The organism is Novacetimonas hansenii (assembly GCF_014843995.1).
GTDB lineage: Bacteria > Pseudomonadota > Alphaproteobacteria > Acetobacterales > Acetobacteraceae > Novacetimonas > Novacetimonas hansenii.
The window spans coordinates 3,386,790-3,399,137 of record NZ_CP062147.1; the positions used below are offsets into that span (position 1 = coordinate 3,386,790).

The following is a 12,348-nucleotide window of genomic DNA, read 5'->3' on the forward strand; positions in this document are numbered from 1 at the left end:
CCCCCGGCCTTCACGATATGCCCATCGCGATGAACTTCATCGGGAGTGAAACATTTATACTGCATGCATGGGCGTCGGCGACGCACAGGCACCATGCGACATACCAACTGAAGGAACGCGGATATGGACCTGTTACGCTGGACCATCACTTTCCTCGTCCTGGCCCTGATCGCTGCGGTTTTCGGGTTTGGCGGGATTTCATCGACCTTCGCCTATTTCGGGAAGGTCCTGTTCTTTATCTTTATCATACTGTTCGTCATTGGATTGTTTTTCGGCCGCGGCCGCGGAAGCGTCCCTTGACCTTCAGCCCCCGTGGCACCAGCAACAGCAGCCCAAGGGCGTAAAGCCCGCTAAGTGCGGTCATGGAAACCGGCAGCCACGCAATCAGGTAGGTCGGGGCATCACATGGCTTTGCCGGACGCGCGGGCATCGACGCCAGCCGTTCGGCAAAGGTGCCACCATGAAAGGTGGGGGCCATGCATTCCGGCAGCGGACTGGGCCACCACCCCTGTTCCACCCCGACATGCAGCACGGACAACCCACATGACACCAGCAGAACCGGCATGCACAGCCACAGCATGACGCGGGCCGTATCACGGGGCAGCACCATGGTCCCAAGCCCCAGCCCCACCAGCACGCGATAGGGCCATCTTTCCCACAGGCACAACCCGCATGGGACATGTCCCAGCACGTGTTCCGTCCACCACGCCAGAGCGAGCGCCAGCGCACCCGCCAGCGCCATCACAAATCCTGTGCCTTTCATCATTCCTTACGAAGAAACACAAACAGGTGCCTCGTCAAGCGCCTGCAGGAAATCATTGGCCCAGCTTACGGCAGTCGTGCGGCTGACTTCCTTTTCCAACGCGATCCAGCGGGTCTGGCGTTCGGGTCGCTGCATCGTCAGCGCCTGATGCAGCGCATCGGCAATTTCGTCCGTGTCATAGGGATTGACCAGAATCGCTTCGTCCAGTTCGGGCGCCGCCCCGGCGAAATGCGACAGGATCAGCACACCGGGATCTGCCGGGTCCTGTGCCGCGATATATTCCTTGGCCACAAGGTTCATGCCATCACGCAGCGGCGTAATCAGCGCCACATCCGCCATGCGATAGAACCCGGCCAGCACGTCGCGCGAAATCGGACGGGTGATATAGCGGATCGGCGTCCAGTCGAATTCGGAATAGGCCCCGTTGATCCGTCCCGTCAGTTCATCAAGCTGACAGCGTAACTGTCGGTATTCCTCCACATTGCCGCGTGAAATCGGGGCGACCTGCAGGAACGTGACCTTGCCACGATGTTCGGGATAGCGCGAGAGCAGCGCCTCGTATCCCTTGAAACGTTCGGGCAAACCCTTGGAATAATCCAGCCGGTCCACACCCAGCACCAGTTGCGCCCCGCGCAGGCTGTCATGCAACCGGCTGACCTCCGGCCCTTCCATGCTGGTTTCGGCCTGCGCGCGGAATTCGACCGGGTCTATGCCGATCGGGAACGCCTGCCCACGTTCGGCCATGTGATTCATACGCAGCGCATGGTTCAGGTTTTCCGCGTCCTCGGGCGTCTGCACACCAACGAGGTCATAGCTCTGCATATCCTCCAGCAGCAATTCCGCACCCGGCAGTGCGCGCACCAGGCTCCATGGCGGGAAGGGGATATGCAGAAAAAATCCGATGCGGCACTTTACCCCAAGGTCACGCAGCGCCTGCCCAAGCGGAAACAGGTGGTAGTCATGGATCCAGATCGTGTCGTCGGACCGCAAAAGCGGGCGCAACGTGCGCGCGAACATGGCGTTGACGCCCAGATACATCTCCCAGTCCATGCGGGAATAGTTCATCAGCCCGACACGATAATGGAACAGCGGCCACAAGATGCCGTTGGAAAAATTCTGGTAAAACCCGTCATGCTGCGCGCGGGTCAGGTCGATGGTGGCATAGGTGACGTTCCCCACCTGGTCGATACCGGGGGTGGGGTCCCCCTCCATCTGCTCCACCTGCCGGCCGGACCAGCCAAACCACAGGGCATCGCCTTCACGCAGGGCATCTTTCAACCCGACGGCAAGCCCACCTGCGGGCTGGTTGCGCTCCCGCGGGGCGGGGACACGGTTCGATACGATAATCAGGCGCCCCATGTGTCAGCCCCCCCACATGCCAGTGCCCCAAGCCATGCCCGCACGGCGGCGGGATCGGTAAAGTCACGCGGGATGCGCAGGCCGATCCCGCCAAGTGCGACCGCCGCGCGTATCCCGTCCTCGTCCGTTACATCATCGCCGATGAACACGGGATAACGCCCCGCGAACGGCGCCGCCTTCATCAGATCACGCACCGCGTGGCCCTTGTCGATACCGGCGGGACGGATTTCCCACGCCATCTTGGCTTCCTGCACATGGAAACGCGGGTCGGACACGACCCAGCCATCGGCCACCTCACGCAGGGCCGGACCGGCATCGGGCGCGCCACGGAAATGCAGGACAACGGCCGCCTTCTTGCGCTCGATCCGCACGCCGGGATATTTCGCCGCCAGCGCGTCCGCCTGCACCAGCCATGCGGACGGCACGGCCGGCAGGTTGGCGCGCACGATGGAACCGCCGGGGCTGCGGCGCACGGCGATGCCATGTTCCCCCGCCACGGCATAGGGCACATCGCCCAGGAAGAAGTCGATCTGGTCAATCGGGCGGCCCGAAATGACCGCCACCGCATTCCCGCATTTCGCCCGCAACCGCCGCAATGTCGCCAGCAACCCGGCCTGCACCTTCACCGATTCGGGTGTCGGCGCGATTTCCACCAGAGTCCCGTCGAAATCCAGCAAGAACGCGGTCTTGTCCGGGGGGGGCATGTCGCCATGGCCAGGCAGGAAAGACATCAGGCTCATCATGTTTCATGACCTCCGGGAAACCGAACAGGCGAAAATATCGACGCAAACGAAGGGAACGGCACTGCCAGCCCCCCGTTTACGTGGCGTCGAACCATGCTTGCATATCAATGCAGCAAGAGTGGGGCAGCCGCCGAATTATCTTCCGCTGCCGGTGGCGGGGCGGCCATGGGCGCCACGGGGGACGACAGCGAAGGGGCTGCCGGGCGCACCGGGGGCGGCGATGACGGCTGAGGCGGAAGGGGCGGCAACGGCGGCAGGGCCGTCGCCTGCTGCGGTGTGGCCGTCTGCGGTGTGGCCGGGGACGCCGCACCATCGGGTGTCATGGCGGCTGTCCCCAATGCCGCGGTAGAGGGGGCGGCAGGAACGTCGGCAGGGGTGGCCTGCTGCTGCACCACCGCAAGCGGCGGGGGAATCGGGGCGACATCCGCCCCGGCACACCCGACGACCTGCACGTCATAAAGCGGATTCTGGAAAAGGCCGAGCGCGGGTTCCTGCGTCAGCATCCAGCCATCAAAGGGGGTCATGCCCTCATGCGCGTCACGCACGGCAAGCCACGCCGCCGTGTCAGCAGGCAGCGTCGGCGGCCGTTCAAGACAGGCCCGCGCATGCAGCGTCAGGCTTTTGTAAGTCGCATCCTGCCCGGCGGGAATATTGAGGATCTGCACATGGGCATCAAGCTTGTCGAGGATACGCACGATCGCGACGCCACGCCCCTTCCACGTATCAGGCGGATACATCACGGGGGGCGCCAGCCACTGCGGCGCATCGGCATGGGCCACAACAGGAAGGGCCATGCCCCCGCACAGCAGCAAGCTGGCGAAGGCAGCAACACGCATCTGCCGGATCATGCGTGCGGGCTCCGCATCCTGTTGACCAGTTCAGTCAGGATACGCCGCATCTGCGCCTCATCCACACCCATCAGGATCGCATCCTCGAACGCGTCGCGCATGACATCATGCAGTTCGACATAATTTTCACGCAGCACCACCAGTTTTTCCCGACATGACACCGGCTGTCCATCGGGTTGGGGCCAGATCGCGGGAATCGCATCATCTTCACTCTCACCGTGTCCCATCGTCACGGCGCCTTGCCCACGGCAGGCGCATCAAGTGGCGCAAGAGGGGGCGGGGCAGATGTGGGAGTGCCAGACGTGGGAGTGCCAGACGTGGCAGGGGAAGGTGCGACAGAGGCAGGTGCAACGGGGGAAGGTGCAACAGGGGAAGTTACTACAGGGGCCGCGCCGGACTGCTGCGCGTGGGCACGCGCCTGGTTGGCCTGCGTCAATGTGTCGGTGACGGAGAAGATGAACTTGCTCAGCAGTTGTTCGAGGCTGATGGACCCCTGCGTTTCCCCGATCGTGGCGCCGGGGCGCAGCATCCTGTCATCCCCGCCGGGGGACAACGCGATATATTTCCCGCCCAACAGGCTGTCACTGGTGATGATGGCCGCCGTATCATCGGGCAGCCTGATATCGGGGCGCACCGTAAAGGTCACGCCCGCGGCGAATGTTTTGGGGTCAACCCGTTCCTCAACGACCTGTCCCACCGTAATCCCGGCAAGGCGCACGTCCGACCCGACGGCAAGCCCGTCGATATGCGCGAACGATGCATTCAGGCGGTATCCGCTTTCGGCGGGCCGGCCCTTGTCAATCACGGCATAGGCCAGAAACCCGCCCAGCAATGCAAGGACCGCGAACCCGGCCAGAAGATCAGCCGGCTTTCGTTCCGGACGTGCTGAAACCGCAGCAACCATGACGCGATGCTTTCCCAAAATCGATCAGCATCACCCATAACAGGTTATGCCGTGCGTTTCACCCTTCGGGGAACCATGCATCATAATCGCTGGTGGTTGAAGCCCGCTGCCCGCCGCGATAATCGCTGCCGGGCGGGCGATAGGCATCGGGCGTGCCGGTCTGGTTGGGCTGGTACGGGGCCTGCCAAGCCTTGCGCGCGCTTTCGGGCAAGGGGGCGTCATCGACATGATGCAGCCATCCCCACCATTCCGGCGGGACGGCGGACGCATCCTCCCCCTTGTGATAGATGACCCAGCGTTCGTGCCGCTTCAGACCTCCACCGGTCCGGTTGGCCGTGCGGGCCTCATAATAGCACCGGCCATCGGCATCCTTGCCAACCAGCCGGCCCTTGAATCTGGTATAGATACGGGTGCCGAGATTTGCCATGACCCGCAACCTAGCGGCATTTTCCGCGAACACGGCGTCACATCTGCGGGATCGCGCACATATCGTGCCCATATCGCACGCATCACGCCGCGACCGTGCCGCCGCCAATGGCCCCATGCGTCATTCACACAAAGTTATCCCCCATATCCACGATATACAGTGGAATGTATAGTTGCGACTCCCCTTCCACCGGGTTCCGGCCGGATGGCAGGCGGGGATAAACTGCCCCCATGACAGCACGAAGCCACTGGAACGGCGTTCGCATGCGTACCGTGCAGGCCGCCGCGGACCCCGACGATACCCCCCGCACCGTCACACTTCCCGCCGATTGGGACGATACGGCGGCGGAAGCGCTTGCGCGGCTGACGCCGGGCCACCGTCCCATCGACCTGACGCACGAGGCGGCGCGATGGATTGATGACCTGTGCGCGGGCGATACCGCCGGGCCGGCCATCGAACCGGTCGCGCGCTCTCTCTCGTGCCTGCTGCTGCTGCGCCAGGCCGCCCCGACAGAGGCGCTGTGGCACGGGCATTTCGACCGCAGGCCGGGATTTATCGTCAACCTTGCCGCATTCGTGCATCCCGACATCGGCTTCCGTGCCGATGATTTTGTGGCCGCGCTGCGCCTGCTGGCCCGCGTGCTGCGCGCCATCGCGCAACAGAAGGCGGCGCTGCGCAACGGGGAACTGCCGCTTGGTGATCCCGCACCGACCCCGGCCACGATGCCCGATGACATGGCGGGAACACGCACGATGGTCGCGGGGGAAATCCTGCTGACCAACCTTGATGCCTGCCTTGCGGGCCTTGGCCTTGATTACAATAGCGAGGGCGGACGCGACGCGGCATGCAGCCTTGTCGCGCTGGCGACGCTGGTGGCCCACGCAGGCGAAGGCGCGGACGCCCTGCCCCTGCCGCCCGTGCGCAGCGTCGTCCCCGGCGTGAACCAGATCGCACGCACCGTATGGCAGGATGCGGCGGTGGAAACCGAACGCCCCATGGCACGTGTGGAAACCGGCTTTTCCGCCCCCGGCCCGATCGACGCACTGCTTGGGGTCGAAGCATGCGGGCTGGCCCCGGCATTTTCCCCCCTGCGTCCCGACGGGCGCCTGGCGACAAGCACGCTGGCGCGACTGGCATGCCGTGGCCTGACGCTGGAGGCTGCTTTTGCCGCCACACTGGCGGGCGATGTCGTGCTGCCCCTGCCCGATGCGTCCTCCCACCAGTCGATGTATCGCGCGCTTGCCGGGTTTATCGACCGCATGCCACCACGCCCCGATTGCGTGCGTGACACGTTGCAGACCCGCGCACTGCTGGAACGTGGCGTGCGCCGCCCGTTGCCCCCCCGCCATGGCGGCTTTACCCAAAAGGCCAGTGTCGGCGGTCACCGCCTGTACCTGCGCACTGGCGAATACGAAGACGGGACGCTGGGCGAAATTTCGATCACGCCCACGCGCGAAAGCCCGATGACACGTGGCCTGATGGACAGTCTGGGACAGGCCGTCAGCATCGGCCTGCAATATGGCGCGCCGCTGGAAACCTATATCGAGGCCTTTGCCTACAGCCATTTCGGCCCAGCCGGGACGGTCGAAGGTGATGCGGTTGCATCCTATGCGACATCCATGCTGGACTACGCCTTCAGGGCATTGTCCGATGCCTATCTTGGCCGCAGGCTGCCTGATGCCCCGCATGAGGACAGCATGATGCCGACGCCATCGCCCATGCTGCCGCTGGACCTTCCTGCGCGTGAACATGCCGCACAGGGGCACATGGCCAAGGGACACCCGGCCAGTGGGCATTCGGGCGGTGACAATGACGAAACGCCGCCACCGCGACGCGGCAGGCTGCGGCTGGTTGTATGACGGCGCACGTGCGCCAGTGAAAAACAGGGATTGATCCGATGTCCGCACACACCCCCGAAGAGCGCCTCAAGCAGCATGGCATTGTCCTGCCGACGCCTGCCGCCCCGGTTGCCAATTACGTCGCCGCCGTCATCAACGGCTCCTCCCTGATTGTATCGGGGCAGCTGCCGCTGGTGGATGGCAAGCTGTATGCCACCGGAAAGCTGGGCGACAATGTCGCAGTGGAACTGGCGGTGGAGGCCGCACGATACAGCATGATCAACGTCATCGCGCAGGTAAAGGCCGCCATTGGCGACCTGTCGCGCGTAAAGCGGGTCGTGCGCCTTGGTGGTTTCATTGCCTGCACGCCTGACTTCACACAGCATGCGACTGTCATGAACGGCGCATCCGACCTGGCCGTTGCCGTGTTTGGCGATGCCGGGCGTCATGCGCGTTCGACCGTGGGCGTACCCTCCCTGCCGCTGGATTCGGCGGTGGAGGTCGAAGGCCTGTTCGAAATCGCCTGATCCACGATTGCGGGCCTTCCTGTCGAGATGCGAAGGCCCGCCGCACGACATGCGGGGATAACGCGATGTCTTCCACCCGCCCCCCGGCCCGGCCGGCCCTGACCCTTCACCGTCGCATCGCGGAGATTGCGGCCACGCAGTGGGATCTGTGCGCAGGCGACGACAATCCGTTCGTCAGCCATGCCTTCCTCTGCGCGCTTGAAGATAGCGGGTCGGTCGATGCACGCACCGGATGGCTGCCACAGCATATGGTCCTGCGCATGGCCGACGGGTCCATCGCCGCGGTGGCCCCGATGTATGTCAAATCGCATTCATTCGGCGAATATGTGTTCGATCAGCAATGGGCCCGCGCATTCGAGGATGCGGGTGGCGCCTATTACCCCAAACTACAGGTCGCCGTGCCGTTCTCCCCGGTGCCAGGGCCGCGCCTGCTGGTGCGCGCGGACCTGCGCAGGGATGCACACATGGCGCGTACGCTGATTGCGGCCCTGCGGCAGGTTTGTGGCGAACTGGGCCTGTCTTCCACCCATGTGACATTCTGCGAACCGGGCGAATATGACCTGATGGGGGACGAAGGATGGCTTCAGCGGCTGGGGGTGCAGTATCACTGGGACAATCCCGGTTATGGCGGATTTGACGATTTTCTTGGCACCCTTGCCTCGCGCAAGCGCAAGACACTCCGACGCGAACGCCGCGACGCCAACAATTGTGGCCTGGTGTTCGAAACCCTACGCGGCCCCGACATTACCGAGGAACTGTGGGATCATTTCTATCGCTTCTACCTTTCCACCGTGGACCGCAAATGGGGCAGCGCCTACCTGCGTCGCCCGTTCTTCTCCCTTCTGTCGCAACGTCTGGGCGCACGGGTCGTCCTGATGATCGCGCGACAACAGGACGGGACGCCGGTTGCCGGGGCGCTGAACCTGATGGGCCGCGATACGCTCTATGGCCGCAACTGGGGTTGTGAACGTGGCGACTGGCCCTTCCTGCATTTCGAACTCTGTTATTACCGCGCCATGGATTTCGCCATCAGCCACGGCCTGCGCCGGGTGGAGGCGGGCGCGCAGGGCGAACACAAGTTGCAACGTGGCTATCGCCCATGCCTGACCCATTCCGCGCACTGGATCGAACATCCGGGCCTGCGCCATGCGGTGGCGGAATTCCTGGGCCATGAACGTACCGCCATCCTTGGCGAGATGCAGGCCCTTGATGCCATGACCCCTTACCGCACATCTGACTGACCCCTGCCGGAAACAGCCTGACGGCGCGGCCGGTATCCCTTTTTACAGCAGGTATCGTCCAACCCGGACATCGCCTTCCGGCGTCATGTAGCAACGACGGCTCCAGAACGACTGCCCCAGCACATTGTCAATCATATGCGCGCGCTCCCGACAGAGACCTGTCCGTGGCCTGCATGTGCCGCATGCGTCGGTGTTGTAGGGCGGTGTGACGCATGTCATGCGCACGCGCGCATCATGATGGTAGGATGCCCCCGCTCCAGCGCCCCGCACATACGGGCCTGATGACGAGGGAGGAATAACGCCATGCATGCCATGAGACTGAACGCCCCGCACACAGCGCTGCAATGGACGGCCCTGCCGGACCCTGCCCCGGGACCGGGACAGATCCGTGTCAAGGTCGGGGCCTGTGGCGTCTGTCGCACCGACCTGCATGTTGTGGATGCCGACCTGCCCTTTCCCGGCCATCCCCTGACGCCGGGACATGAAATTGTCGGTCGCATCGACGCGCTTGGCGCCAATGTCACGGACCTGCATATCGGCCAACGCGTCGGCATCCCATGGCTGGGCCATACATGCGGGCATTGTCATTATTGCGATACCGGGCGGGAAAACCTGTGCGATCACCCGCTCTTCACCGGATATACGCGTGATGGCGGCTATGCCACCATGGCCGTGGCGGATGCGCATTTCGCCTTCCCCCTGCCCGATGGCACAGATGACGTGGCCATGGCCCCCCTGCTGTGCGCGGGCCTGATCGGATGGCGCTCACTGGTGATCGCAGGCAAGGACGCGCAGAGTATCGGCCTGTACGGGTTCGGCGCCGCCGCCCACATCATCGCACAGGTTGCACTGTGGCAGGGACGCCGGGTCTATGCCTTTACCCGGCCTGGCGATACGAAGACACAGGATTTCGCCCGCGACCTTGGCGCGACATGGGCGGGCGGATCTGATGAGGCCCCACCTGAACAGCTTGACGCGGCGATCATCTTCGCCCCGGTAGGCGCACTCGTGCCTGCTGCGCTGAAGGCCGTACACAAGGCCGGGCGCGTCGTATGCGCGGGCATCCATATGAGCGAGATCCCGGCATTCTCATATGACCTGCTGTGGGAGGAACGGCAGCTTGTCTCGGTCGCGAACCTGACGCGACAGGACGGGATAGACTTCCTCGAACTTGCCCCGCGCGTGGGGGTTCGCACGAAAACCACGCCCTATCCCCTGCGTGATGCCAACCGTGCGCTTGATGACCTGCGCCATGGCCGTTTCGAAGGGGCAGCCGTCCTCGTTCCCTGATACGTGCGGATCGCAAGGAATTTTCGCGGCATTGATGAAAATGCAAAATTTCTTCGATGCCCCCTTCTCCCGAAGCGGCCATGTCCAAAAGCCTCCCGGCCCAAATCAGGCGGCGCGCCTTGGAACATGTCCGGGAAATCAGGGCGCCAAAAGCAGCCCTGACCGTTTTTTCACGACGCTCCACGGCTGGTCACTGAGATGGGTCGAAGGTGCGTCACGGCCGGGAACGGGCACGGGCGGGCCTGTCATGAGGGGCCCCGATCATGCGTGACAAGCCGTGGGTGAGCATCCCGCGCAAAGCGACGTTGGGCATGGCCCGTCATTATTGCTGGCATTTCGGGCCATCTTTCTTTATGCACCCCCTTCCCCCATGACGCATGAAGGGCCGGCGGCCTCTCCTCCTGCGTCGCCCTGAATTTACTCTGCCCGGATTGCTTCATAATATGCCGTTTCCTGAAACCCATCCCGCACTTCAGCGCGCGCTGGACGAACAGGGGTATGAAAACCCCACGCCCGTACAGACCGCCGTTCTCGACGTCGCCGCCGACGGGCGTGACCTCCTCGTGTCGGCCCAGACCGGGTCGGGCAAGACGGTCGCCTTTGGCCTGGCGATGGCCGATACGCTGCTGGGCGGTGACGAACGCCTGGGTCCCGCCGGCGCACCGCTTGCGGTTATCATCGCCCCCACGCGCGAACTGGCCATGCAGGTCACGCGTGAACTGACATGGCTGTACGCGGCGGCAGGCGCGCGCATCGTCTCGTGCATCGGGGGGATGGACGCCCGACGCGAGGCACGCGCCCTGCAGATCGGCGCGCATATCGTCGTCGGCACGCCCGGTCGCCTGTGTGACCATCTGTCACGCGGGCGTCTGGTCATGACGGACCTGCGGGTGGTCGTGCTGGACGAAGCGGACGAGATGCTTGACCTCGGCTTTCGTGACGAGCTTGAACAGTTGCTTGACGCGATGCCGAAAACGCGGCGTACGCTGCTGTTTTCCGCCACGATCGCGCGCGAGATCGCCTCGCTTGCCAAGCGTTACCAGCATGATGCCCTGCGCATCGACACCCTGTCGGGCACCAAGCAACATGCGGATATCGAATATCGCGCACTGCTGACGGATGCACGGGAAATCATTCCGTCCGTTGTCAATGTCCTGCGCGAAACCGACAGCCCGACGACGATGGTGTTCTGCGCCACGCGTGAACTGGTGCGCCATCTGCAATCCGCGCTGGTGGAACGCGGCTTCTCCTCCGTTGCGCTGTCTGGCGAACTGGGGCAGGCCGAACGCACCCGCGCGATCGACAGCCTGCGCAAGGGCCAGGCCAGCGTCTGCGTCGCAACCGACGTGGCGGCGCGCGGCATCGACATTCCCGCGCTGGCGCTGGTGGTGCATGCCTCCCTGCCGACCGACCCGGCCACCCTGCTGCACCGTTCGGGCCGCACGGGCCGCGCGGGACGCAAGGGCGTCTGCGTCCTGATGGTGCCGGTATCGCAGCGCCGTCGCGCAGAACGTCTGATGATGGGGGCCAAGATTTCGGCCACATGGTCCGCCGTGCCCAGCGCGGAAGAAATCCGTGTGCTTGATACACAGCGCCTGCTGGCGGACCCGGCCCTGTCCGCCGCCGTGCCCGAGGCGGATCATGAACTGATTGCCCGCCTGACGGAAGGCCATTCCCCCGAACAGTTGGCGGCCGCCCTGTTGCGCAGTTATCGCGCACACCTGCCGCAGCCGGAAAACGTGCGCCAGATCACGCCTGACACCCGCGCACCGCGCGCCGAAGGCCCCCGTGCGCCGCGCGAAGGCCGCGATCATGCCCCGCGTGAGCCGGGATCATGGTTTTCCATGAGCGTCGGACGGCAGGACAAGGCAGACCCGAAATGGCTGGTGCCGCTGATCTGCCGCCTTGGCGGGGTGCGCAAGTCCGATATCGGCGCGATTCGCATCGCCGATACACAGACCCTGTTCGAAATCACGCCTGATACGGCGGAAAAGTTCAGTTCCTGCATCGCCGCGATCGACAATGACGAGGTGCAGATCGCCCCGGCATCCGCCCCCCCCGGTGGCGGCATGGGCCCGCGCCGTTCCATGGGGCCGCGTGGCCCTGGTGGACGCCCGCCCGCCGGTGCCCGTCGTCCGCGTCCCTTTGGTGGCGGGGGTGGGCATGGTGGCCCGCGTGGGGGCGCACCCGGATCGTCACGCAAGCGCAGCGCACGACCGGCCTGAACGGTCTGACCTGACGGCGTTCCGAGACAACTAAAAGAGTGTTTGAAAACAACTCATTGATAAAAAACAAGAGAAGTGTTTGGGTGCCGCCTTTTTCCAAAAAGGCGGCGTCTTCTGAAGCTTTTTGGAAAAAGCTTCACCAAAAACTTTTATGATTTCAGGATGTTATCGAGCCTGACTTTT

At 64.0% G+C, this 12,348-nt stretch carries 13 protein-coding genes and 1 pseudogene; 6 read left to right on the forward strand and 8 right to left on the reverse strand.

The window, feature by feature from the left end:
* Positions 1–123: 123 nt before the first annotated feature.
* Positions 124–300, forward strand: a complete 177-nt coding sequence (locus tag IFJ82_RS14850; RefSeq protein ID WP_003617451.1) for a DUF1328 domain-containing protein — start codon at positions 124–126, stop codon at positions 298–300.
* Here IFJ82_RS14850 and IFJ82_RS14855 read toward each other — a convergent pair.
* From IFJ82_RS14855 to IFJ82_RS14885, 7 genes and pseudogenes are all read right to left on the reverse strand, one after another.
* The gene (locus tag IFJ82_RS14855) at positions 257–742 is read right to left on the reverse strand and encodes a disulfide bond formation protein B (RefSeq protein WP_040511357.1); all 486 of its coding nucleotides are present in this window, start codon (positions 740–742) and stop codon (positions 257–259) included. The two genes, IFJ82_RS14850 and IFJ82_RS14855, sit on opposite strands and share 44 nt — an antisense overlap.
* A gap of 27 nt (positions 743–769) precedes the next feature.
* On the reverse strand, positions 770–2,122 hold the full coding sequence (locus IFJ82_RS14860; RefSeq protein ID WP_003617447.1) for an alpha,alpha-trehalose-phosphate synthase (UDP-forming): 1,353 nt from the start codon (positions 2,120–2,122) through the stop codon (positions 770–772).
* Positions 2,110–2,862: a trehalose-phosphatase gene (gene otsB / locus IFJ82_RS14865; RefSeq protein WP_075625263.1), complete on the reverse strand. Its 753-nt coding sequence runs from the start codon at positions 2,860–2,862 to the stop codon at positions 2,110–2,112. Before otsB ends, IFJ82_RS14860 begins: the two co-directional genes overlap by 13 nt.
* 107 nt (positions 2,863–2,969) lie before the next feature.
* Entirely contained in the window at positions 2,970–3,713 is a 744-nt protein-coding gene (locus IFJ82_RS14870) for a DUF2155 domain-containing protein (protein ID WP_192265077.1), read from the reverse strand.
* Positions 3,710–3,940 (reverse strand): hypothetical protein, encoded by a 231-nt coding sequence (locus IFJ82_RS14875; protein ID WP_003617442.1) that lies wholly within the window; start codon positions 3,938–3,940, stop codon positions 3,710–3,712. The genes IFJ82_RS14870 and IFJ82_RS14875 overlap by 4 nt, the downstream gene beginning before the upstream one ends.
* 182 nt (positions 3,941–4,122) lie before the next feature.
* Positions 4,123–4,617, reverse strand: a pseudogene (mlaD, locus tag IFJ82_RS14880) (outer membrane lipid asymmetry maintenance protein MlaD); the annotation flags it as partial.
* 58 nt (positions 4,618–4,675) lie between these two features.
* Positions 4,676–5,044, reverse strand: a complete 369-nt coding sequence (locus IFJ82_RS14885; RefSeq protein ID WP_040511351.1) for an NADH-ubiquinone oxidoreductase subunit NDUFA12 family protein — start codon at positions 5,042–5,044, stop codon at positions 4,676–4,678.
* Between the two features lie 230 nt (positions 5,045–5,274).
* Between IFJ82_RS14885 and IFJ82_RS14890 the strand changes: the two genes are divergently transcribed.
* The 3 genes from IFJ82_RS14890 to IFJ82_RS14900 all read left to right on the forward strand — a co-directional run bounded on the left by IFJ82_RS14890 (position 5,275) and on the right by IFJ82_RS14900 (position 8,650).
* Positions 5,275–6,903: a TSCPD domain-containing protein gene (locus tag IFJ82_RS14890; protein ID WP_225578705.1), complete on the forward strand. Its 1,629-nt coding sequence runs from the start codon at positions 5,275–5,277 to the stop codon at positions 6,901–6,903.
* Between the two features lie 38 nt (positions 6,904–6,941).
* Positions 6,942–7,409 carry a RidA family protein gene (locus IFJ82_RS14895; RefSeq protein WP_003617435.1) on the forward strand — a complete coding sequence of 156 codons (468 nt, stop codon included), beginning with the start codon at positions 6,942–6,944 and terminating at the stop codon, positions 7,407–7,409.
* A gap of 65 nt (positions 7,410–7,474) precedes the next feature.
* The gene (locus IFJ82_RS14900; protein WP_192265081.1) at positions 7,475–8,650 is read left to right on the forward strand and encodes a GNAT family N-acetyltransferase; all 1,176 of its coding nucleotides are present in this window, start codon (positions 7,475–7,477) and stop codon (positions 8,648–8,650) included.
* A 42-nt stretch (positions 8,651–8,692) separates the two neighbouring features.
* On the opposite strand, the gene IFJ82_RS14905 is transcribed toward IFJ82_RS14900, so the two are convergent.
* Positions 8,693–8,920 (reverse strand): hypothetical protein, encoded by a 228-nt coding sequence (locus IFJ82_RS14905; RefSeq protein ID WP_141312677.1) that lies wholly within the window; start codon positions 8,918–8,920, stop codon positions 8,693–8,695.
* A 33-nt stretch (positions 8,921–8,953) separates the two neighbouring features.
* On the opposite strand from IFJ82_RS14905, the gene IFJ82_RS14910 reads away from it, so the two are divergent.
* Both IFJ82_RS14910 and IFJ82_RS14915 read left to right on the forward strand, forming a co-directional pair.
* Positions 8,954–9,940 (forward strand): zinc-dependent alcohol dehydrogenase family protein, encoded by a 987-nt coding sequence (locus IFJ82_RS14910; protein ID WP_062808524.1) that lies wholly within the window; start codon positions 8,954–8,956, stop codon positions 9,938–9,940.
* Positions 9,941–10,383: 443 nt separating this feature from the next.
* Complete coding sequence (locus IFJ82_RS14915; RefSeq protein WP_003617424.1) at positions 10,384–12,165, forward strand: DEAD/DEAH box helicase; 1,782 nt, start codon at positions 10,384–10,386, stop codon at positions 12,163–12,165.
* The last annotated feature ends 183 nt before the right edge of the window (positions 12,166–12,348 follow it).